Source organism: Citrobacter freundii ATCC 8090 = MTCC 1658 = NBRC 12681 (genome assembly GCF_011064845.1).
GTDB classification, from domain to species: domain Bacteria; phylum Pseudomonadota; class Gammaproteobacteria; order Enterobacterales; family Enterobacteriaceae; genus Citrobacter; species Citrobacter freundii.
In genome coordinates, this window is the sequence record NZ_CP049015.1 from 3,375,586 (window position 1) to 3,398,215 (window position 22,630).

25 protein-coding genes are annotated in these 22,630 nt (G+C 52.9%); 5 read left to right on the forward strand and 20 right to left on the reverse strand.

The window, feature by feature from the left end:
- Window positions 1–6: 6 nt before the first annotated feature.
- From yfcD to yfcF, 3 genes are read right to left on the reverse strand one after another with little or no spacing between them, the layout of a single operon-like run.
- Window positions 7–561: an NUDIX hydrolase YfcD gene (gene yfcD, locus G4551_RS16350; protein WP_003839343.1), complete on the reverse strand. Its 555-nt coding sequence runs from the start codon at window positions 559–561 to the stop codon at window positions 7–9.
- A 56-nt stretch (window positions 562–617) separates the two neighbouring features.
- Window positions 618–1,169 (reverse strand): phosphodiesterase, encoded by a 552-nt coding sequence (yfcE, locus tag G4551_RS16355; RefSeq protein ID WP_003839341.1) that lies wholly within the window; start codon window positions 1,167–1,169, stop codon window positions 618–620.
- 55 nt (window positions 1,170–1,224) lie between these two features.
- Entirely contained in the window at window positions 1,225–1,869 is a 645-nt protein-coding gene (yfcF, locus tag G4551_RS16360; protein WP_003839339.1) for a glutathione transferase, read from the reverse strand.
- Window positions 1,870–2,003: 134 nt separating this feature from the next.
- On the opposite strand from yfcF, the gene yfcG reads away from it, so the two are divergent.
- From yfcG to G4551_RS16380, 4 genes are all read left to right on the forward strand, one after another.
- Window positions 2,004–2,639, forward strand: a complete 636-nt coding sequence (yfcG, locus tag G4551_RS16365; protein WP_003839337.1) for a GSH-dependent disulfide bond oxidoreductase — start codon at window positions 2,004–2,006, stop codon at window positions 2,637–2,639.
- A 54-nt stretch (window positions 2,640–2,693) separates the two neighbouring features.
- Window positions 2,694–3,056 (forward strand): dihydroneopterin triphosphate 2'-epimerase, encoded by a 363-nt coding sequence (gene folX / locus G4551_RS16370; RefSeq protein ID WP_003028107.1) that lies wholly within the window; start codon window positions 2,694–2,696, stop codon window positions 3,054–3,056.
- Between the two features lie 20 nt (window positions 3,057–3,076).
- A complete protein-coding gene (locus G4551_RS16375; protein WP_003839335.1) occupies window positions 3,077–3,970 on the forward strand; it encodes a TIGR01777 family oxidoreductase in 894 nt (297 codons plus the stop codon).
- Window positions 3,971–4,041: 71 nt separating this feature from the next.
- A complete protein-coding gene (locus G4551_RS16380) occupies window positions 4,042–4,557 on the forward strand; it encodes a GNAT family N-acetyltransferase (protein ID WP_071524309.1) in 516 nt (171 codons plus the stop codon).
- A gap of 33 nt (window positions 4,558–4,590) precedes the next feature.
- Here the strand turns inward: G4551_RS16380 and hisP are convergent, their stop codons facing one another.
- The 15 genes from hisP to pdxB form a co-directional block, all read right to left on the reverse strand.
- Entirely contained in the window at window positions 4,591–5,364 is a 774-nt protein-coding gene (gene hisP, locus G4551_RS16385) for a histidine ABC transporter ATP-binding protein HisP (protein ID WP_003839331.1), read from the reverse strand.
- 13 nt (window positions 5,365–5,377) lie between these two features.
- Complete coding sequence (gene hisM / locus G4551_RS16390) at window positions 5,378–6,085, reverse strand: histidine ABC transporter permease HisM (RefSeq protein ID WP_003839329.1); 708 nt, start codon at window positions 6,083–6,085, stop codon at window positions 5,378–5,380.
- Window positions 6,082–6,768 carry a histidine ABC transporter permease HisQ gene (locus tag G4551_RS16395; RefSeq protein ID WP_003028118.1) on the reverse strand — a complete coding sequence of 229 codons (687 nt, stop codon included), beginning with the start codon at window positions 6,766–6,768 and terminating at the stop codon, window positions 6,082–6,084. Before G4551_RS16395 ends, hisM begins: the two co-directional genes overlap by 4 nt.
- 185 nt (window positions 6,769–6,953) lie before the next feature.
- Complete coding sequence (gene hisJ / locus G4551_RS16400; protein ID WP_003028120.1) at window positions 6,954–7,736, reverse strand: histidine ABC transporter substrate-binding protein HisJ; 783 nt, start codon at window positions 7,734–7,736, stop codon at window positions 6,954–6,956.
- 247 nt (window positions 7,737–7,983) lie between these two features.
- The gene (gene argT, locus G4551_RS16405; protein WP_003839327.1) at window positions 7,984–8,766 is read right to left on the reverse strand and encodes a lysine/arginine/ornithine ABC transporter substrate-binding protein ArgT; all 783 of its coding nucleotides are present in this window, start codon (window positions 8,764–8,766) and stop codon (window positions 7,984–7,986) included.
- Window positions 8,767–9,053: 287 nt separating this feature from the next.
- The gene (locus tag G4551_RS16410) at window positions 9,054–9,623 is read right to left on the reverse strand and encodes a UbiX family flavin prenyltransferase (protein ID WP_003839326.1); all 570 of its coding nucleotides are present in this window, start codon (window positions 9,621–9,623) and stop codon (window positions 9,054–9,056) included.
- Between the two features lie 96 nt (window positions 9,624–9,719).
- Window positions 9,720–11,237: an amidophosphoribosyltransferase gene (gene purF, locus G4551_RS16415; protein ID WP_003839323.1), complete on the reverse strand. Its 1,518-nt coding sequence runs from the start codon at window positions 11,235–11,237 to the stop codon at window positions 9,720–9,722.
- A gap of 33 nt (window positions 11,238–11,270) precedes the next feature.
- Window positions 11,271–11,759 (reverse strand): colicin V production protein, encoded by a 489-nt coding sequence (cvpA, locus tag G4551_RS16420; protein WP_003839322.1) that lies wholly within the window; start codon window positions 11,757–11,759, stop codon window positions 11,271–11,273.
- A gap of 220 nt (window positions 11,760–11,979) precedes the next feature.
- Window positions 11,980–12,642 carry a cell division protein DedD gene (dedD, locus tag G4551_RS16425; RefSeq protein ID WP_003839320.1) on the reverse strand — a complete coding sequence of 221 codons (663 nt, stop codon included), beginning with the start codon at window positions 12,640–12,642 and terminating at the stop codon, window positions 11,980–11,982.
- Window positions 12,632–13,900, reverse strand: coding sequence for a bifunctional tetrahydrofolate synthase/dihydrofolate synthase (folC, locus tag G4551_RS16430; RefSeq protein WP_003839318.1), 1,269 nt, complete (start codon window positions 13,898–13,900; stop codon window positions 12,632–12,634). The genes dedD and folC overlap by 11 nt, the downstream gene beginning before the upstream one ends.
- A 192-nt stretch (window positions 13,901–14,092) precedes the next feature.
- Window positions 14,093–15,007: an acetyl-CoA carboxylase, carboxyltransferase subunit beta gene (accD, locus tag G4551_RS16435; protein WP_003839317.1), complete on the reverse strand. Its 915-nt coding sequence runs from the start codon at window positions 15,005–15,007 to the stop codon at window positions 14,093–14,095.
- A 149-nt stretch (window positions 15,008–15,156) separates the two neighbouring features.
- Window positions 15,157–15,816 (reverse strand): DedA family protein, encoded by a 660-nt coding sequence (locus G4551_RS16440; RefSeq protein ID WP_003028140.1) that lies wholly within the window; start codon window positions 15,814–15,816, stop codon window positions 15,157–15,159.
- 24 nt (window positions 15,817–15,840) lie between these two features.
- The gene (gene truA / locus G4551_RS16445; RefSeq protein ID WP_003028142.1) at window positions 15,841–16,653 is read right to left on the reverse strand and encodes a tRNA pseudouridine(38-40) synthase TruA; all 813 of its coding nucleotides are present in this window, start codon (window positions 16,651–16,653) and stop codon (window positions 15,841–15,843) included.
- Window positions 16,653–17,666 carry an aspartate-semialdehyde dehydrogenase gene (locus tag G4551_RS16450; RefSeq protein WP_003839313.1) on the reverse strand — a complete coding sequence of 338 codons (1,014 nt, stop codon included), beginning with the start codon at window positions 17,664–17,666 and terminating at the stop codon, window positions 16,653–16,655. The genes truA and G4551_RS16450 overlap by 1 nt, the downstream gene beginning before the upstream one ends.
- 68 nt (window positions 17,667–17,734) lie before the next feature.
- Window positions 17,735–18,871 (reverse strand): 4-phosphoerythronate dehydrogenase PdxB, encoded by a 1,137-nt coding sequence (pdxB, locus tag G4551_RS16455; RefSeq protein ID WP_003839311.1) that lies wholly within the window; start codon window positions 18,869–18,871, stop codon window positions 17,735–17,737.
- Window positions 18,872–18,979: 108 nt separating this feature from the next.
- On the opposite strand from pdxB, the gene flk reads away from it, so the two are divergent.
- The gene (gene flk / locus G4551_RS16460; RefSeq protein ID WP_003028147.1) at window positions 18,980–19,981 is read left to right on the forward strand and encodes a flagella biosynthesis regulator Flk; all 1,002 of its coding nucleotides are present in this window, start codon (window positions 18,980–18,982) and stop codon (window positions 19,979–19,981) included.
- Here flk and G4551_RS16465 read toward each other — a convergent pair.
- Together G4551_RS16465 and fabB are read right to left on the reverse strand one after the other, a co-directional pair.
- Window positions 19,978–21,156, reverse strand: a complete 1,179-nt coding sequence (locus G4551_RS16465) for an MFS transporter (protein WP_003839307.1) — start codon at window positions 21,154–21,156, stop codon at window positions 19,978–19,980. The two genes, flk and G4551_RS16465, sit on opposite strands and share 4 nt — an antisense overlap.
- A 213-nt stretch (window positions 21,157–21,369) precedes the next feature.
- A complete protein-coding gene (gene fabB / locus G4551_RS16470) occupies window positions 21,370–22,584 on the reverse strand; it encodes a beta-ketoacyl-ACP synthase I (RefSeq protein ID WP_003834815.1) in 1,215 nt (404 codons plus the stop codon).
- Window positions 22,585–22,630: the final 46 nt, after the last annotated feature.

Below are 22,630 nucleotides of genomic sequence, written 5' to 3' on the forward strand. Positions count from 1 at the left end.
CAGAGGTTACTCAGCTTCTTCCTGCTTTTCGGCTTTCGCACCTTCATTCTTGGCGTTGCGGGTCATCCACAGCGCCAGGGCTTTCAGGGAGTCCGGAGTAAATTCGTCGCAGCGCGCGGTAATTTCTTCCGGCGTCAGCCAGCAAACTTCGCTAATTTCTTCTTCCTGCAGCGCAAACGGTCCGTGGGAAACGCAGCTAAACAACCCGCCCCATACGCGACAGTTCTGGTCTTCAAAGTAAAACTGACCATGCTCGGCAAACGGCACGCCCGCAATCCCCAGTTCCTCTTCTGCTTCACGGCGCGCTGATTCCAGCATCTGCTCGTCAGCCTGAACAACACCGCCTGCGGTGGCATCCAGCATACCGGGCAAAAAATCTTTTGTCTCAGTGCGACGTTGAACCAGAATTTTGCCCATACCATCATGCACAACGATATACGTTGCACGATGGCGTAAGCGTTGCGCTCGCATTTGTTCCCGGCTGGACTGTGCAATGACTTCGTTGTCTTCATTCACAATATCCACCCATTCAGTACTTGCCAAACGACGCTGTTCCACCATCAGGAAACCTTCTTTTTTCTGGCGCTCTTACGGCGCGTTTATGTTTGTGGGGTAAATTACGGATTAATCTCGACCTGTGCAATAACACTTTGATCATTGAGTGCCATTACGCTGAGAACATTATCATCCAGAATCCCGTAACTTGCCGCAAAGCCCCCTTTAGGGATGCTTACCGAGCCGGGATTGAAATGATAGATATCCTCGCGCCGCTCAGCAACCGGCAGATGAGTATGCCCATAAACCAGAACATCGCCCGCATTGAGCGCCGGCATATTTTGCAGGCCAAAAAGGTGTCCGTGCGTCAAAAAGAGTCGCTGGTTTTCTGTCAGAATTTGCTGCCACGGCGCAGTCATCGGAAAATGCAGGAGCATCTGATCCACTTCGCTGTCGCAATTACCACGCACCGCAATAATTCGCGATGCCTGTTCATTCAGCCGTTCTGCAACCTGCGCAGGTGCATAGCCTTCTGGAAGCGCATTACGCGGCCCGTGGTTTAAAACATCACCCAATATCACCAGCCATTGCGCGCCGCTTGCAGCAAACCGTTCGAGTACGCGTTCCGTGGCTGGCAACGAACCATGAATGTCCGATGCGAACATCAGTTTCATCACTCACTCCTCGCTGAAAAGTACCTTGTAATGATACTGGATTACGGCCCGTTTTTCAGCAGGAACGCTTCGCTGAAAGCGCGATAAAACGCTGTACTGAAGCGCGCTGCCACTGGAAGGTGGCGTATTCCGCAAGCGCTTCCGGAACCTCATCGCCATTCAGGACCAGGCGATTAAGCATTAGCGCTAAATCACAGTCAGCGATACACCATTCGCCAAATAAGTTCTGCTTACCGTGGCTCAGTAAACTTCCGGCAGTAGCGAACAATTTTTCCGCACTGGCTTTTCCCGCTTCGCTTAACGGTCCTTTCTTGACGCCAGCAAAAACGACATCCGTTGAGCGTTCTTCACGGATAGGCATTAAATCGCTGCGGATCCACGCCTGAACCTGGCGCGCCCGCGCGCGTTTTTGCACATCGTGCGGATAGATACGCTCCCACTGTGGCGGCGCGAAGCTCTCTTCGAGGAATTCCGTAATCGCTGATGATTCGCTCAGTTCAAAACCATCGATCTCAAGAACCGGCACGCGGCGCGTCAAGGCGTAACCTTGCCATGAAGGTTGCAAATGTTCGCCACTGTTGAGATCAACAGTTTTCAGCGTAAAAGGCAGCCCTTTCTCTTGCAGAGCGACATAAACAGACAGCACGTAAGGGGAGAAAAAATTGGCATCTGACCACAGCGTAATTGCAGGTTTGCTCATAATGTCCTCTGAAGTGTATTAGCTTGCCTTCAAAATATAGAGTCTTTCTCTCGCTGTCACTTGATGAAAACTCAAGCACGCCAACAGGCTCTATACTTGTTATGACCCGGTTCATGACAAAACGGATGCTGAAAATGATCGATCTCTATTACACGCCATCGCCAAACGGTCACAAAATCACGTTGTTTCTTGAAGAGGCGCAGCTGCAATACCGTCTGATTCATGTCGATATCAGCAAAGGTAGCCAGTTTCACCCCGATTTTCTGCAGATCTCGCCGAACAATAAAATCCCGGCCATTATCGATCATGCCCCGGTGGACGGCGGAAGGCCCATCAGCTTGTTTGAGTCCGGAGAAATTTTACTCTATCTGGCGGAAAAGAGCGGTAAGCTGCTCAGCGGTGAATTACGCGAACGCCACACCACGCTGCAGTGGCTGTTCTGGCAGGTCAGCGGTCTGGGTCCTATGCTGGGGCAGAATCATCATTTCAGTCATTACGCTCCGCAAACGATCCCTTACGCCATTGAAAGATACCAGGTTGAAACCCAGCGCCTGTACAACGTGATGAATAAACGTCTGGAATCGTCACCCTGGCTGGGAGGCGATCACTACAGCATTGCCGACATTGCCAGCTGGCCGTGGATCCACGCCCATCAACGTCAGCGCATCGACCTCGACAACTATCCGGCGGTCAATAACTGGCACGAACGCATCTGTACGCGTCCCGCGACTGAACGCGCCATGCAGCACGCACAAAGCGAGAAGCGATGACGCAATTCGGTTCTCGTGTATCATGCAAAGGTTCATACATGGAGGAAACCTGCAATGTCACAACCTGACGCTATTATTCGTATAAAAAACCTTCGTCTGCGCACTTTTATCGGCATCAAAGAAGAGGAGATCCTTAACCGCCAGGATATCGTCATCAACATTGCCATTCACTATCCGGCAGACAAAGCCCGTACCAGCGAAGATATCAACGACGCGCTGAATTATCGCACAATCACCAAAAGCATCATTGCCCACGTGGAGGGTAACCGCTTCTCATTATTAGAAAAATTAACTCAAGATGTGCTCGATATCGCACGCGAACATCACTGGGTCACTTATGCTGAAGTGGAGATAGATAAACTTCACGCATTGCGTTACGCCGACTCAGTTTCTATGACGCTGAGCTGGCAGCGCTAAAACGTAACCCGGGAGGCGACATGCAGATTCTGATTACTGGCGGTACTGGCCTGATTGGACGTCATCTGATCCCCTGCCTGCTGGAACTGGGGCATCAGATAATTGTAGTGACACGTACCCCTGATAAGGCTCGTCAGATTCTCGACTCTCGGGTCACGTTATGGGAAGGACTGGAAGAGCGGCAGCATCTCAATGACATTGATGCCGTGATTAACCTTGCCGGAGAACCTATTGCAGATAAGCGCTGGAGCACACAACAAAAGGAACGCCTGTGTCAGAGCCGTTGGGGCATTACGCAGAAACTGGTCGATTTAATCAATGCCAGCGAGACGCCGCCCTTAGTGTTAATCTCCGGTTCCGCTATCGGTTACTACGGCGATTTGGGCGAAGTTGTGGTTACGGAAGAAGAGCCACCGCATAACGAATTTACCCATAAGCTATGTGCCCGCTGGGAGCAAATTGCCAGCACTGCGCAAAGCGACAAAACTCGCGTGTGTATGCTGCGTACCGGCGTGGTACTAGCCTCTGCTGGCGGTATTCTGGCGAAAATGGTCCCGCCATTTCGTCTTGGCTTAGGCGGCCCAATCGGTAACGGACGACAATATATGGCCTGGATCCATGTTGATGATATGGTCAACGGAATTATCTGGCTGCTGAATAATGAGCTACGCGGTCCCTTCAATATGGTTTCGCCATACCCGGTGCACAATGAGCAGTTTGCCCACGCGCTAGGACACGCTCTAAACCGCCCTGCCATTCTGCGCATTCCCGCCACCGCTATGCGGCTGCTGATGGGGGAATCTTCAGTACTGGTCCTCGGCGGGCAGCGAGCATTACCCAAACGCCTGGAAGCGTCCGGTTTTGCATTTCGCTGGTACGATTTAGAAGAAGCGCTGGCGGATGTGATCCGATAATCCCGTAGCTCTATTCACGGTCGCTGTTGTGGTGGTAAGGTTATAGGCCAGATTTCCGCAATGGCGACGTTATGGCGATAATTTCGACTCCCCGACTTACCCTCTCCTTATTTAAATTTTCTGACTGGTCATTTTTCCAGAGATTACGTGAATCCCCGGAAGTCATGCGCTATATGGGTGATATTGCCCCGGCGAAAGATACGCGGCTGTTATTCGCCAGACGTCTGGCTGCACAGCATACTTTTGTCATCCGCGAGCATAACAAATCAACACCTCTCGGTGATATTGGTCTGCAAATCAGCCATTTATACCCACACGAGGCCGACCTCGGCTACGCCATTTTGCCAGAAGCTCAGGGGAAAGGGATTGCCAGCGAAGCCGTGACGGCAGTGTGCCAGTACGCTTTCGAGCGCACGGACGTCACTGCGATAAACGCTTACGCACTCGCGGAGAATAAGGGTTCTGTTCGTATTCTGGAAAAAACGGGGTTTGTGCGTACGCAGGTACTGGAAAAGGCGTATGAGATTGATGGCATCGCCTACGACGACTGGGTGTTTCGGCTGGAGCGCGACGCGCTAAAATTGTAAGCCCGGAAAACGTAACGCCTCCGGGCAGGTGATTTACTTCAACGAACCTTTGAGGAACTGCTGCAAACGTGGACTTTGCGGATTACCGAATACCTGCTCCGGGTCGCCCTCTTCCTCAATTTTCCCCTGATGCAGGAAAATCACGTGCGTGGAAACATGACGGGCAAACCCCATTTCGTGAGTCACCACCACCATGGTTTTCCCCTCTTCGGCCAGCTGTTGCATAATGCGCAGCACTTCACCCACCAGTTCAGGATCTAGTGCCGATGTGGGTTCATCAAACAGCAACACTTCCGGCTCCATCGCCAGCGCACGGGCAATGGAAACACGCTGCTGCTGACCACCGGACAGATGCACCGGATATTTGCCCTGCGCGCGCTCATCAATGCCCACTTTAGCCAGATACTTCACCGCACGGTCGCGGGCTTCCTGTTTGCTCAGCCCCAACACCTGGATCGGCGCTTCCATGACGTTTTCCAGCACCGTCATGTGGCTCCACAGATTAAAGTGCTGAAAGACCATCGTCAGACGCGTGCGCAGCAGGCGCAGCTGATTTTTGTCCGCAACCTTGAGCTGACCGTCTTTGTCGCGCACCAGACCAATGTTCTGACCACTGACTATAATCGACCCGGCGCTTGGTTTCTCAAGAAAGTTAATGCAGCGCAGGAAGGTACTTTTACCGGAACCTGACGAGCCAATAATACTGATAACATCACCCGCGTTGGCCTGCAGCGACACCCCTTTCAGCACTTCATGTTCGCCGTAGTGCTTATGTAAATCGATAACGTTTAATTTATTTTCAGACATCGTGTTACTCGAATCATTTAGAGGATACATGCTGCAACCAGCGTTTTTCCGCTTTACGGAACAGACTGATCAGGAAATACGAAATAATCAAATACAGTACAGCGGCAATACCGAAGGCGGTAAACGGCTGATACGTTGCCGAGTTGATATCGCGGGCGATTTTCAACAGGTCAGGTACCGTTGCGGTAAACGCCAGCGCCGTGGAGTGCAGCATTAAAATGACTTCATTGCTGTAAGCCGGCAGCGCAATACGCAGCGCGGAAGGTAAAATAATGCATCGATACAGTTTGAATGACGAGAAACCGTATGCGCGAGCAGCCTCAATCTCACCGTGAGGCACGGAACGGATAGCCCCGGCGAAAATCTCAGTGGTATAGGCGCAGGTATTCAGCGTCAGTGCCAGCACGGTGCAATTCAACCCGCTGCGGAAAAACGCGTTGAGGAAGTCCGTGCCTTTGACTATCTCCAGCGTATACATTCCGGAATAAAACACCAGTAGCTGAACGTACAGCGGCGTGCCACGAAAAATATAGGTGAACAGCCAGATAGGGAACTGGATAAATTTATTACTGGAAACGCGGCCAATAGCCAAAAAGAGCGCAAGTATTCCGCCCATCACTACTGACGAAATCAAAAGCCACAGGGTGATAGCGACGCCAGTGTAGCGATATCCGTCGGTCCACAGCAGGGACTTCCAGTATTCCTGAATAATCTCGATCACAGGTCAGCCCTCTTCACACCCACGGAATAGCGGCGCTCAAGGTACAGCAGCACACCATTAGAAACAGTGGTAAACACCAGATAGATGACCCCGCACACCACGGCAAAATAGAACGGCTCCCAGGTACTCTTCCCGGCAAGCTGGGTCGCTTTCACCACGTCTTCCAGGCCGAGCAGCGACACCAGTGCCGTGGCCTTAAGAATAACCTGCCAGTTATTACCGATTCCCGGTAAGGCATAACGCATCATCGCCGGGAACATAATGCGACGAAATATTTGTGAGCTGGTAAAGCCAAACGCCGTCGCGGCTTCAATATGGCCTTTTGGTACAGCCATAAACGCACCGCGAAAAGTTTCGGTAAAGTAGGCGCCGTAGATAAATCCAAGGGTGATAATGCCCGCAACCATCGGATCGATATCAATCTGGCCGATACCGATGGCATCGGTAATGGTATTCAGCGCGATTTGTAATCCGTAGAAGATGAGCAGCATTAAGACCAGATCGGGCACACCGCGAATTAGCGTTGTGTACCCTTCGAAAATAAGCCCCATTGCCCGGCTTTGCGACAGCTTTGCTGCTGCGCCGACAAGACCTATCAGAACCGCCAGTACCACCGAGCTGAGTGCCAGCTCCAGCGTAACAATTGCGCCCTGTAAAATAACACCTGAAAAGCCATACAACATGCTGCCTGTCCTGTCGTGTGTGGTGGAGTAGTAAGCCTCTTTTGATATTTTGTCTCGTCACTTTATGCCTGATGGCGCTTCGCTTATCAGGCCTACAAGCTTTCGTCGTAGGCCTGATAAGGCGCAGCCGCCATCAGGCAATAAGTCGATCAAAAATCTACGGGCTTTATCAGCACCTGCGGTAATTAACCGCCGTAAACATCAAAATCGAAGTACTTTTTCGCCAGCTTCTCGTAAGTCCCATCAGCTCGCATTTCGGCGAAGGCTTTGTTCAGCGCTTCGCGCAGCTCGTTATCGTCTTTGCGCAGCCCCATCCCGGTACCCACGCCGAACAACTTCTCGTCTTTCACAGACGGACCGCCGAATTTGTAATCTTTACCGACTGGCTGTTTCAGGAAGCCTTCGCTGGCCGCGACTTCATCCTGGAACGCGGCGTCAATACGCCCGGCAGTCAGGTCAGAATAGATATTGTCCTGCCCCTGATAAGAGACAATCTCAATACCTTTTGGCGCCCAGTGTTCGTTGCCGAACGTTTCCTGGGTGGTGCCCTGCAGCACACCAACACGTTTACCTTTCAGAGACTCAATGGTCGGCTGAATAGCTGAATCTTTAGCGACAACCAGACGCGAGTCGGCTGCATAAAGCTTGTCAGTAAAAGCGATTTCCTGCTGACGTTTTTCAGTAATGGAAAGCGAGGACATGATGGCATCGATTTTCTTCGCTTTTAACGAAGGGATCAGCGCGTCCAGCGGGTTTTCCACGAAAGTACATTGCGTATTAATACGTTTGCACAGCTCTTTAGCCAGATCGATATCAAAACCGACTAATTCACCCTGTGCATTTTTAGATTCGAACGGCGCATAAGTAGGATCGGTACCGATACGAATTTTTTGCGGAATGGCTGCAAATGCTGCGGTAGCACTGGAGAAAGCCAGAACCAGAGAAAGAGACAACACCAGTTTTTTCATAACTATCCTCAACAGACTGTCTTTTATAGGGGATCTTTACAGGACCAGGTGCAGTTATCGTGCCATTAATCAGGCCGACAAGGCAAAGTATTCTACCCTGCCGGCGGTATTTATTTGCATGAAAAGCGCTTAAGTATGCACTCATGCTTATTAAGTCAGCGATAAAAGCACCAAAACAGTGCACTGAATGTATTATGCACCGTAATAGTTACCCGCAATGGTGCAGTCAATTCCCCACGCCGCTGTATTAATCGCCGTAGACATTAAAATTAAAATATTTGCTCGCCATTTTGTCGTAGGTGCCGTCTTTACGCAGTTCACCCAGCGCTTTGTCGAAAGCGGCTTTCAGCTCTGCATCATCTTTGCGCAAGCCAATCCCGGTTCCGTCGCCAAAGTATTTTTTATCTTTCACCGAAGGACCTGCAAAGTCGTAGTCCTTACCGGCAGGTTGCTTCAGGAAGCCTTCGCTGGCCGCGACTTCATCCTGCAGTGCTGCGTCGAGACGACCCGCCGTCAGGTCAGAATAGATAAGATCCTGGTTCGCATAGGCCACCACATCCACGCCTTTGCTACGCCAGTTGTCATTGGCATACGCTTCCTGAGTAGAGCCTTGCAGCACGCCAACGTGTTTACCCTTGAGGGAGTCCAGAGTCGGTTTAATTGGGGAACCTTTCGCGGCGATCAGCCGTGAGTCTGCTGCGTAAAGTTTGTCTGAGAATGCAATCTCTTGCTGACGCTTCTCGGTGATAGAAAGCGAGGAGATAATGGCATCAATTTTTTTCGCTTTCAGCGACGGGATCAGCGCATCAAAGTCGCTGGCAACCCAGGTACATTTGATCTGCATGCGCTTACACATCTCATTTCCCAGATCGATATCAAAGCCGACAAAGTCGCCTTTGGCATCTTTAGAGGAAAAAGGTGCGTACGTTGTATCTGTACCAATACGAACCGTCTGCGGAAGTGCTGCGTAGCTGGCCGCGGTGGCGGAGAGTCCTACCAGCAAAGACAAAGCAAGAACCGTCTTCTTCATACATAACCCTCAAGTGGCGTAATTTTATTATGTTTTACGTTGTGTTGTGTGTTTGCAGACTTTTTCATGCAGGTCTTATGCCATTTTCGCGTCGATGAGGATATTCGACGTTAAATATGTTAATAAAACGTTGCAATAATGTCCTGATTTTGAAGATAGCAGGTCTGACGGTCGAACCGCAGCGTTTCGTTGAGTTTTAACGAATTAAATGTTGAGGATATGATCGCGGTTACAAAATTGCCCTGAAACAGGGCAACGGATATTTCTTTGCACGCTGATGGAACGGCTTACGCCCCTTGCCAGCGGGTGAACAGGTCCTGCGGAAGGGTAATATCAAACTGGTCAAGCACGCGATTAACCGTTTGATTAATCACATCATCGAGCGTTTGTGGACGATGATAGAACGCCGGGACTGGTGGCATAATCACTGCGCCAATTTCTGCCGCCTGGGTCATGAGGCGCAGATGCCCCAGATGCAGCGGCGTTTCGCGTACACACAGCACCAGCGGACGACGTTCTTTCAACACCACATCTGCCGCACGGGTAAGCAACCCATCGGTGTAACTGTGGGCAATGCCGGAAAGGGTTTTGATTGAACACGGCAGGATAACCATGCCGGCGGTCTGAAAAGAGCCGGAGGAGATACTGGCGGCGATATCGCGCGTATCATGATTCACATTTGCCAGCGCCTGCACGTCGCGCACAGAGAGGTCCGTTTCCAGTGCCAGCGTCTGCCGGGCAGCGGCACTCATCACCAGATGGGTTTCCACATCGGTAACGTCACGCAAAACCTGCAGCAGGCGCACGCCGTAAATTGCCCCGCTTGCGCCAGAAATACCAATGATGAGTCGTTTCATGTGTAATAGCCCTTACTTGCTCAGGGCCGACTTTGCAGGAAATTACGGTGAGTTGCAAGCAAGGGTGCAGGTTGCGCCCTTGCTTGCGAGCAAACATTAACCTTCGTTGTGCATTTCAAGGTTTTCCGCTTCGTTCTGACGCAATACCGCTTTAGCATCATCATTACGCAGGGAGTCGAGGAAATCGAGATATTGCTGGTCGACGTCTTTGGTGACGTACACACCGTTAAACACTGAACATTCAAACTGCTGAATATCCGGATTCTCAGCACGGACAGCTTCAATCAGATCGTTCAGGTCCTGGAAGATCAGACCATCTGCGCCGATTATCTGGCGAATCTCGTCCACTTCACGACCATGCGCAATCAGCTCCGTCGCCGTAGGCATATCGATGCCATAAACGTTCGGGAAGCGAATTTCCGGGGCGGCAGAGGCCAGATACACCTTCTTCGCTCCGGCTTCACGCGCCATCTCGATAATCTGTTCTGAAGTGGTGCCGCGCACGATGGAGTCATCCACCAGCAGCACGTTTTTATCACGGAATTCCGCACGGTTAGCGTTCAGCTTACGGCGCACTGATTTACGGCGCAGCTGCTGGCCCGGCATGATAAAGGTGCGTCCCACATAGCGGTTTTTCACAAACCCCTGACGGTACGGCTTACCGAGAATGCGGGCAATTTCCAGCGCGATATCGCAGGAGGTTTCCGGGATTGGGATTACTACGTCGATGTCCAGATCTTCCCAATCACGGGCAATTTTTTCGCCAAGCTTAGTCCCCATATTCACACGGGCGCTGTAGACGGAAATCTTGTCGATAAAGGAGTCAGGACGAGCGAAGTAAACGTATTCAAACAGACACGGATTGCTCACCGGGTTATCAGCACACTGACGGGTAAACAGCTGGCCTTTTTCGGTGATATACACCGCTTCGCCAGGGGCTACGTCGCGCAGGAATTCAAAGCCCAACGTGTCCAGCGCTACGCTCTCAGACGCCACCATATACTCGGTACGGCCATCGCCAATATCGCGTTTGCCCATTACCAGCGGACGGATACCGTTAGGGTCGCGGAAGGCAACCATACCGTGACCGATAATCATCGCCACGCAAGCATAGGCGCCGCGAATCTGGCGGTTGGTTGCCGCAATGGCAGCAAAAATATTGTCGGCCTCCAGCGGGTAATGGCGGAAGTTATCCAGCTCGCTGGCGAAAATATTCAGCAGAATTTCAGAATCTGAAGTGGTATTGATGTGGCGGCGCTTTTCTTCAAACAGCTTTTTACGCAACTCATGCGCGTTGGTCAGGTTGCCATTATGGGCAAGAGTGATGCCATACGGTGAGTTGACGTAAAAAGGTTGAGCTTCGGAGGCGCTGGAGCTGCCAGCCGTTGGGTAACGCACATGACCGATGCCCATATTGCCCTGCAAACGCTGCATATGGCGCGCTTCAAAAATATCGCTCACCATTCCGTTTGCTTTACGCAAGCGGAAGCAGTTGTTGGCATCAATGGTGATGATGCCCGCAGCATCCTGACCACGATGCTGGAGCACCGTTAACGCGTCATAAATCGACTGGTTTACCGGCATAACACCGGCGATACCGACAATACCGCACATACGTCTTTTCCTCGTTCAGCAACGACCCAAAGTTTATACTTTGGGCAAGAAACTTGACGAGCTTTGCAGATAGTCAAAGAACCATCTGATGATGAAACTGAACTGCGGAATCAGCTGCGACTTACCCCAGTCTTCACTTTTCGACAGACCGGTAAAGGTATCGAGAAAGAACAGTATGGCGGAAACGATCAACGCTCCACGCAAAGCACCGAAGCAGATCCCCAACACCCTGTCGGTACCCGACAGTCCTGTTTTCTCTACCAGTTGGCCTATCACAAAGTTAACGATAGCGCCGACGATAAGTGTCGCGATGAACAGTATCGCGATAGCAATCCCATTTCGAACCAGTTCGTCTTCAAAGCCCGTAAACCAGACAGACAGGTAAGTGTAGTAATGGCTGGCGACAAAGAAAGCACAACCCCAAGTCACCAACGATAATGCTTCACGAACAAAGCCACGGATCAGGCTAACCAGACAGGAAAAACCAATCACCGCGATAATGGCGTAATCAATCCAGACCATATGTGTCCCACGATTTTACGCCCTGTCGTCCTGTTCGGGGCGCATTCTAACAGAAAAAGAAAACGTTTGCGTAGGGATTTCCTTTCCACGCGTAAATAAAAATGGCGCTGAAAAAATCTTCAACGCCATACCGTTTTATGCCTCTTCGGGCACTGCCGGATAGCGGTGAAAACACCGTATCCGGCCTGAATAAGAGCTGCGCCGTAAACAGCGCAATCCCTTAATTAGGGGTGTACCCCATCACGACGCCACTCAGACCAGAGATCTTCTGCAGCTCGCCCAGCGAGTTCTTTAGCTTATCTTTGGAGGCGTCCGGCCCGACGAGAATGCGGGTTATTTTACCCTGCACCGGCGTTGACGGGGAAGTATATACCCGGAAGCCCGCGCCACGAAGTTTACCCACGATCTCATTGACCTTATCCGCATTTTTCAGTGCACCGAGCTGTACAACGTACGCTTTGCCGGTTGGGGCTGGCGCTTCTTCAGCGGCCGGTTTCGGCGCAGGAGTCGGTGCCGGCGTCGGAGCGACGGCAACAGGCTGCGGTTTCGGTTTAGGTTTCGGTGGTTCCACAGGCGCAGGGACAGGATCTAATTCCGCGCTGTTTGTCGTCGTCAAACGTGATGGATCCAACGATGGCGCGGCAGCATCACCCGCACGCACCTCTTCTGCCGCCCCTTCCGGCGGCTGAGTCGGCAGCGCCTGCGTTGCTGCAGGCATCATGTCTGGTTCATCGCGATCACCGGGTTTAGGCACCAGTGGGATCGCTGCAAATTCATCCTGATAATGCTTTTTCTGCCCGTCAAGCAGCCCGGGAAGCACAATTACCCCGAGCGCGACTAGCACAATTGTGCCGACTAATCGATTCTGAAACTTACTCGCCACCGCTTCTCCCCACGTCTATTACTTCCATGACATGTGCGACAGTGTGAAAGGATCCACACACCAACACGGTATCTTCTGGCTTCGCCTCAGCAAGTGCTGCAGACCATGCCTGCGCCACGCTGTCATAAGCGTTGCCTTTGCCCAGGTGCTCCAGCAGTTGTTCTGCCGTTGCGCCACGCGGCCCTTCCAGGGGCGCACAGTACCAGACGTCAACCACGCTTTTTAACCAGGCTAACGTACCGGCAATATCTTTATCATGTAGCATACCGATAACCGCAAGTACACGCCCGCTTTTCACTAACTTTTTCAGACGTCCGGTCAGATACTCTGCCGCATGCGGGTTATGGGCAACATCGAAAATCACTCGCGGCGACTCGCTCACAATCTGGAAGCGCCCCGGTAAAATCGCGCGTTCGATGCCGTCACGAATCGCCTGCTCGCTAACGTTCAGCCCGCTTGCGCGCAGCGCGGCCAGCGCGGTAGCAGCATTAGGTTGTGGTACCTGCGGCAACGGCAAATGCGCCAACGTTCCATGAGCATCCGTAAACGACCAGTCGTTCTCAGTGACCGCATAGCGCCAGTCCACGCCGCAGCGTTGCAAAATCGCCCCGCACTCTTGCGCGACATCCGCGATGGTGTAAGGCATTTCAGGCTCGCCGACGATAGCCGGTTTCTCTGCACGGAAAATGCCCGCCTTCTCACGACCAATACTTTCGCGATCCGGGCCCAGCCAGTCAGTATGGTCAAGCGCAATACTGGTGACTACAGCGACATCGGCATCGACGATATTGGTGGCGTCAAGGCGGCCGCCTAATCCCACCTCCAGAATAACGACATCCAGTTGGGCCTGTTTAAACAGCCAGAGTGCCGATAACGTACCGTATTCAAAATAAGTCAGGGAAATATCACCACGAGCGTCTTCAATCTCAGCAAACGAGGCGGTATGGGCTGATTCCGGCAGTTCCCCCCCCTGCACGCGTACGCGTTCCGTGTAGCGCACCAGATGAGGCGAACTATATACCCCAACTTTATATCCTGCCGCAGTCAGCACAGATTCCAGCGTACGACAGGTCGTGCCTTTTCCGTTGGTTCCTGCCACCGTAAACACAAATGGCGCGGGTTTCAATACACCCAGTTTGCGCGCTACCTGGCTTACGCGCTCAAGGCCAAGATCGATGGTTTTACTGTGCAGGTTTTCCAGATAAGAAAGCCACGACGCCAGGGGCGACGCGGCTTGAGGAATACGTTTATTGTCCATGATGCCTGTAATTTTATTACGTAGATTAAAGCAAAAGGCAGCGCCAGTTGGCCCTGCCCTTTTTTACTCGTCGTCTTTCAAGCTGCAGGTGTGTTGGCTGCTCTCGCTCACCCGAATCACTTGCCCGTGCAAGCTCATCGGGGTTCACTCTCTTGCCGTCTTCCTGCAACTCGAAATCCATAGAGTAAGTTATCAGGCTTCTGATTCCTGATCGGGTACCGGAGATACCACCTCGCCTTCACGCGGCTCATCCGGATTCGGCGCAGGAAGATTCATCAGCTTCGCCAGGATGCTTGCCAGTTTCAGGCGCATTTCTGGACGGCGGACGATCATATCGATAGCGCCTTTTTCAATCAGGAACTCGCTGCGCTGGAATCCCGGCGGCAGTTTCTCACGTACGGTTTGCTCGATAACACGCGGACCCGCGAAGCCGATCAGTGCTTTCGGTTCTGCAATGTTGAGATCGCCCAGCATCGCGAAGCTTGCGGAAACACCACCCATTGTTGGGTCGGTCAGTACAGAAATATACGGTAAACCGCGTTCCTGCATTTTCGCCAGCGCAGCAGAGGTTTTTGCCATCTGCATCAGAGACATCAGCGCTTCCTGCATACGCGCCCCGCCAGAAGCGGAGAAGCAGATCAGCGGACAGTTGTCTTCCAGTGCCTGCTCAACGGCACGGACAAAACGCGCACCGACCACAGAGCCCATGGAGCCGCCCATAAACGCGAACTCGAATGCCGCAGCAACGACCGGCATACCATGCAGCGTGCCTTTCATCACCACCAGCGCATCTTTCTCGCCGGTTTCTTTCTGCGCAGAAGCCAGTCTGTCTTTGTATTTTTTGGAGTCACGAAACTTCAGCACGTCTTTCGGCTCAAGCTCGCTACCCAGTTCCACAAGAGAACCTTCATCTAACAGGCTATGCAGGCGATTGCGCGCCGACATGCGCATATGATGGTCACACTTCGGACAGACCTCAAGATTACGTTCCAGCTCAGCACGGTATAAAACCTGACCGCAGCTATCACACTTGGTCCACACCCCTTCAGGAATGCTTGCCTTGCGGGTGGGAGTAATGTTGCTTTTAATTCGTTCAATCCAGCTCATTGGTGACCTTTCTGCCTGAACCCTAGTCAGCTTTGTTATAAGGGGCGCATAATGCCATTTTTGCCCCTAACAGACCATGAATGTTGCACATTAAAACATAACAGCCCGAAACTTTGGATAAAAAAGTGGTCGAACCGCTGAGTTACTTTCTATTTTGCAGCCCGTGACGCAGCACGCTTATGGCGAATTACTTCAATCACCCCCGGCAATACGGAAAGGACGATAATCGCCACAATCAGTAATTTCAGGTTTTCCTGGACAATCGGCAGATCGCCGAACAGGTAGCCTGCGTAGGTGAACAACAATACCCACAGCAATGCACCTACGACGTTATACATCGCAAAGTGACGGTAGGACATATGTCCCATACCGGCAACAAACGGCGCAAATGTGCGCACGATAGGCACGAAACGCGCCAGGATAATCGTCTTACCGCCATGACGCTCGTAGAACGCATGGGTTTTATCCAGGTAGCTGCGGCGGAAAATTTTGGAGTTCGGGTTACTGAAAAGTTTTTCCCCGAACAATCGGCCAATCGTGTAGTTCACTGCATCGCCCACAATCGCCGCCACAATCATCAGTGCCACCATCAGATGAACATTGAGATCATTGGTCGGCAGCGCAGAAAGCGCACCAGCAACAAACAGCAGCGAGTCTCCTGGCAGGAATGGTGTCACCACCAGCCCGGTTTCACAGAACAGGATCAGAAACAGAATGGCGTATACCCAGATACCGTATTCCGCAACCAGCTCCGCCAGGTGCACATCAATGTGCAGGATAAAATCGATAAGAAAGTAAATCAGGTCCATAGTTTTGCCTTTATACGACTCAAATTAGTCCGCCAGAAATAGCGGGCCCATAGGCGGTTTTGGCAGGTCGAACCGGTCCGGGTAATCTACTGCAACCAGATACAGTCCTTCCGCTTTCGCCGTTGCCGCTGCCAGCGTTCTGTCCTTTGCCGCTAACAGTTCTGCTATCCAGCTCTCCGGCTGGTTGTTGGCGCCAACTTCCATCAGGCTGCCGACAATATTCCTGACCATATGATGTACAAAGGCATTCGCTTTAATATCCACCACCACATATGCACCGAAACGTTCAACGTTAATGTGCATCACGTTACGCCACGGTGTGCGCGACTGGCACTGTACCGCACGGAACGAGGTAAAATCATTTTCGCCAATCAGACACTGGGCTGCACGATGCATACGCTCAGCGTCCAGCGGTTCATAATAATGGGTTACCCCTTTACCCAAAACCGCAGGGCGCAACCGATGATTGTAGATGATGTAGCGATAACGGCGAGCCGTAGCGCTAAATCTGGCATGAAAATCATCAGGTACAGCTTTCACCCAGCGCACGGCGATGTCACCAGGTAAATTCGCATTTACCCCCAGTGTCCAAGCCGCATCTTTACGCTGAGCAGTGGTTTCAAAATGCACGACCTGCCCAGTGCCATGAACGCCCGCATCCGTGCGACCTGCACAAAAAACATTAATGCGTTCGTTCGCCACCTGAGAAAGCGCTTTTTCCAGTTTTTCCTGAACGCTACGCACTTCGTTCTGGCGCTGCCAGCCATAATATTTGCTGCCGTCATACTCAATGCCCAGCGCAATTTTATGGGTTGACGGCTGTTGCTGGTCAGACATTAGTACAGGTACTCCTGCACCAGTTTTTCCGCAATTTTCACCGCCATTAACGCGCCGCCAAAGCGTACGTTGTCTGCCACAGACCAGAACTGAACTTGCTCCGGCATACCGTAATCGTTATGCACGCAGCCAATAGAAAGGTGCGGAGTACCTGACGCGTCGCCAACCTGAGTCGGGAAGTCGGTCTCTTCCGACAACACCACATCTTCGCCGCGTGAAAACGCATCACGTGCTTCTTCCGCCGCCAACGGGCGCAGGGCTTCAAAATTCACCATCTGCGCATGGCCATAAAACACCGGGGACTGCACGATGCTGGCTGAGATAAGCAGACCGTCATCCTGCATAATTTTGCGCACTTCATCAACAATACGACGCTCTTCACGCACGCTGCCTTCGCGATCGGGCAGCAGCGGCAGCATATTGAACGCCAGCTGACGACCAAAGAAATCATCTTCGTCAATCGGGATGCCGTTAAGCAATTTCGCGCTTTGTCCGGCCAGTGCGTCTACGGCTTTTTTGCCGTGAGCGGAAGCCGAAATAATATTGGTCACCGTAATCCGTGACAGCCCGCCGTCATCAATCAATGGTTTCAGCGCAGACAGCAACTGGCTTGTCAGGCTGTTTGGTACCGCAATCACATTGCGGTTACGGTAATCCGCCAGCACGAACGGGTTAACGTCCGGAACCACCAGCGGAACGTCTGGCTCAAGCGCGAACAGACCGCTGCTGTCAATCACCAGGCAACCCGCATTTGTTGCTTCTTCTACCCATGCGGCGGTGGCTTCAGTGCCCGCAACAAAAAATGCCAACTGTGCCTGCGTCCAGTCAAATTCTGCAACGTCCTGCACTATGACCGATTTACCGTTAAAACGCAGATGCTCACCGGCGCTTTCATTACGCGCCAGCGCATAAATTTCACCGACCGGGAACTGGCGTTCAGCCAGCGTATCGAGCAGGGCTTCGCCTACGGCGCCCGTTGCGCCCAGAATGGCAATATTCCAGCCTTCAGACATGGTGATTTACTCCAAGAAATACGTAAGCGTCCCTGTCGCATTATTCGACAGGGAGCATTAAGAAGACATTAATGTGCCGGATGATGAACAGCGTTAAAACCCAGCTTACACAATAAGGCAGCAGCCGTTGCGTCGTCACACATCACATATAAAGACGACCATTCACGACGCTCAAGGTAATTTTTACGCAGTTTATCAAACTCACCCGGAATTCCAGCGACTTTACGCAGCGGCGCATCATCGCGGCGCACATCATACACTAAATGCGCCAGCCTTTTCAGCGTTGGCTGATCTAACGGGCCATGCAGGGTGATACGACCAAATTCCGGCGCGGGTAACAGGGTACTGAGCGCAACGTGCTGCTCGTGACCAATAAACTTACTATAGGCCTCAAAGACCTGCGTGGTGCCACGCGCTTTTCCTTCAAGGGTATACCCGGCAATGTGCGCCGTGCCGATATCGGCTTTCTCCAGCAACGCCACATTGAGATCCGGCTCTCCTTCCCAGACATCCAGCACAACGCTCAGCGACTGACCGGCATTCAACCGGTTCAGCAATGCTGTATTGTCGATGACCGGCCCACGGCAGGCGTTGATCATAATAGTGCCCGGCTTCAGTCGGCTAATCAGCGCATCATCCGCCATGTGCAGCGTTTTGTAGGGTCCGTCTTTAAACAGTGGCGTATGGAAAGTCAGCACATCGGCTTGCTCTACCAGTTCGTCCAGCGAGCGGAAATCGCCCTCGTCACCGCGATCGGCTCGCGGTGGATCGCACAGCAGCGTGCGGATCCCCAGCGCTTCCAGACGCGCCTGCAAACGCCCACCCACGTTGCCCACACCCACAATGCCTACGGTACGATCGCGTAACGAAAACCCGTCACGCTCCGCCAGCATCAGCAACGCTGAAAAAACATATTCTACGACCGCTATCGCGTTACAACCGGGCGCGGCGGAAAAACCGATCCCAGCCTGCGCAAGCCAGGCGTCATCCACATGGTCTGTACCAGCGGTTGCCGTACCGACAAATTTAACCGGTTTTCCTCCAAGCAGTGATTCATTTACTTTCGTCACCGAGCGCACCATTAAAGCATCCGCATCATCCAGTTCAGCAACGGGAATCGGACGACCGGGAACCGCTTTGACCTCCCCCAAACGACTGAACAGTTCGCGGGCATAGGGCATATTTTCATCAACGAGGATTTTCACGTCTTTCGCACCTGTTTGAGAACGAGAGTTAACCGGGCAAGTGTGCCATAATCTCGCCGCCAGGCATACTGCGAGACCTGGTCAGCACAGATTTAAGGAACAGAGATGATGCAGCCCATTTCAGGTACGCCCGCACGCCCTCCCGGTGAAGGCCCAAATGCCCCTTCCGCTGCGGGTGAACAACCATTATCCACGCAACAACGTACTGTGTTGGAACGACTAATTACCCGTTTGATTTCACTCACCCAGCAGCAAAGTGCTGAGGTGTGGGCCGGAATGAAGCACGATCTGGGCGTCAAAAGTGATACTCCGCTGCAGTCACGTCACTTTCCAGCCGCTGAGCAAAACCTTAACCAACGGCTGGGAGTTGCTCAGCAAAATCATGTTAATCGTCAGGTGCTTTCGCAGCTCACTGAATTACTGAGCCAGGGAAATAATCGCCAGGCGGTGAGTGATTTTATCCGTCAGCAGTATGGGCAAACGGCGCTCAGCCAGCTCACGCCTGAGCAGTTGAAAAACGTGCTCACGCTACTGCAACAAGGGCAGCTGTCGATACCACAGCCGCAGCAGCGCCCGGCAACCGATCGCCCGTTACTCCCCGCAGAGCACAATACGCTGAACCAGTTAGTTACCAAACTGGCGGCGGCCACGGGAGAATCCGGGAAGATGATCTGGCAGTCGATGCTGGAGTTGTCTGGCGTAAAAAGCGGTGAGCTGATCCCTGCCAAACAGTTTACGCACCTGGTCACCTGGCTGCAGGCGCGCCAGACGCTCAGCCTGCAAAGCGCCCCGACGCTACAAACGCTCCAGGCTGCGCTGAAGCTGCCATTAGAGCCGAATGAGCTGACAGCAATAAAAGAGTACGCGCAGCAGACGTATCAGATCCAACCACAATCGATTCTGACCACGGTGCAGGTGCAGGACTTGCTCAATCAAATTTTCCTGCGTCGCGTGGAACGAGAACGCGAGCTCAGCGATCCGCGTCATCTGCAGCCCATTTACAGCCCGTTCGCCCCGATGATTGAAACGGTTAAATCTCTGTCGGCACGACCGGGACTGTTGTTTGTTGCATTGATGATTGCGTTAGCCATTTTCTGGCTGGTCGCTTAACCTTTACGCAGCGTAAGCAACGTTACAATAATCCCCACCACGGCGGATATCGCCCCGGCAAGGAACACTGAGGGATAACCGTACGCGGTGGCCAGCACCCCGGCGACCGGCCCGCTTATGCCGTAGGAGATATCCTGAAATGCGGCGTACCCGCCCAGCGCCGTACCGCGAACCTGCGCGGGTACTCGCTTCACCACCTCGACGCCCAAGGCCGGGAAGATAAGCGAACACCCGGCCCCGGTTAATGCCGCTCCAAGCAGTGCAACCCAGGCTGTTGGGGCCTGCCACAGCAGAATCAGTCCTGCGGTTTCCACCAGCAAAGAGACAACGGCAACCTTCACGCCGCCGAACCGGTCCGGCATCCAGCCAAACAGAATGCGCATCAGCACAAACGCCCCGCCAAACGCGGTCAGGGTGAACCCCGCCATCGTCCAGCCGTTGCTGACAAAATAGAGTGAAATAAATGTACCGATCACCGCAAAGCCAACGCCCTGCAGCGCCAGGCCCAGGCACGGTTTCCAGATAAGCCCTACCACGCTCCATAACGAAGGACGTTCTCCTGCATGTGCAGGCACTTTACGCACGGTGCCGTTGAATACCCATGCCAGCAGCGGTAATACCATCGTGGTTCCCGCCAGCGCCGCGAAGCCAAAGTGGCTGTGGATCAACAGGCCCAACGGTGCACCGGCGGCCAGCGCGCCGTAAATCGCCATTCCGTTCCATGACATCACCTTACCGGAGCGTGTTGGGCCGACCAGCCCCAGCCCCCAGGTCAACGTTCCGGTGAGCAGTTGGCTTTCGCCAAAACCGAGGATCAAACGACCGACGATTAGCAACGCAAATTTTACGGGAACAGAAACGGGCAATAGCGCGGCTAACAGCCACGCCGCACCCGCCAGCCCACAGGCAAACATCCCCTGTAGCGCCGAGCGTTTGGCACCATATTGATCGGCTAACCGCCCGGCGTAGCCGCGTGTTAATACCGTCGCCAGAAACTGTACGCCGACGGCGATGCCGACCATGGTATTGCCATAGCCCAGTTCCTGGTGCACAAACAGAGGAATGACGGGCAAAGGTAAACCGACCGTCATATAGGTCAGGAAAACCGCAAAAGCGATGCGAAACAGCGAAAAGTTCGCCGAAGGTGTTTTTTCTTGTTGGGTTACAGCTGTCATGCGTTACTCCAAAATGCAGAGTAAGGCGAGGAATGCCCACGCCCCCTCTACCTGACTATCAGGATTAAGGTGCGTTGGATAACGTTAAACGCTTACGCATTATCAAGAGGATAATGTTGAAGCTGGAGTCTGCCTGTAAACCAGAGCGGTTGTCAACGATATAAAAAAGGGAGCCATCAGGCTCCCCTCTTGCATAATCTTTCAGTCTTACGCTTACAGCTTACGCATAACCAGCGTGGCGTTGGTGCCGCCAAAACCGAAGCTGTTGGACATTACGGTGGTCAGCGCCTGCTCGGTCGGTTTGGTCACGATGTTCAGACCTGCCGCCTGCTCGTCCAGCTCTTCAATGTTGATGCTTGGCGCGATAAAACCGTGTTCCAGCATCAGCAGAGAGTAGATAGCTTCCTGAACGCCAGCCGCGCCCAGTGAGTGACCGGTCATCGCTTTGGTTGCGGAGATTGCCGGGCTGTTGTCGCCAAACACTTCACGAATCGCACCCAGCTCTTTCACGTCGCCTACCGGAGTAGAAGTACCGTGGGAGTTCAGGTAGTCGATCGGCGTGTCTACGCCGTGCATCGCCATCTGCATGCAACGTACTGCGCCTTCGCCAGACGGAGCAACCATGTCTGCGCCATCGGACGTTGCGCCGTAACCGACGATTTCCGCATAGATATGCGCGCCACGTGCCAGAGCGTGTTCCAGCTCTTCGACCACGACCATACCACCGCCGCCAGCAATAACGAAACCGTCACGGTGTGCGTCATAGGTACGGGAAGCTTTGGATGGATCGTCGTTATATTTGGTAGACAGCGCGCCCATGGCGTCGAATTCACACGCCATTTCCCAGCACAGCTCTTCGCCGCCGCCAGCGAAAACGATGTCTTGTTTGCCCAGCTGAATTTGTTCTACTGCGTTGCCGATACAGTGCGCAGATGTCGCACAGGCAGAGCTGATAGAGTAGTTTACGCCGTGGATTTTGAACGGCGTTGCGAGGCAGGCAGAAACGCCGGACGCCATCGCTTTGGTGACCACATACGGGCCAACCGCTTTCAGGCCACGCGGGCTACGCATTGCGTCAGCACCGAACACCTGAAAACGCGGGGAGCCGCCGCCGGAACCTGCAATCAGGCCAACGCGCGGGTTGTTCTGGTAATCTTCTGCTGCAAGGCCGGCATCAGCCACTGCCTGTTCCATAGAAAGGAATGCATAGATGGATGCGTCGCTCATGAAGCGCACTACTTTGCGGTCAATGAGGCCAGTGGTATCCAGTTTTACGTTGCCCCAAACGTGGCTACGCATGCCGGAGTCCTTCAGCTCCTGAGAGAAAGTGATCCCTGAACGTCCTTCACGCAGAGATGCCAGGACTTCCTGCTGGTTATTACCGATGCTGGAAACGATGCCCAAGCCAGTAATCACTGCACGTTTCATTCAATACCTCTGTAAGTCGCACTATTTTAAAGTTTCGAGTGGCACA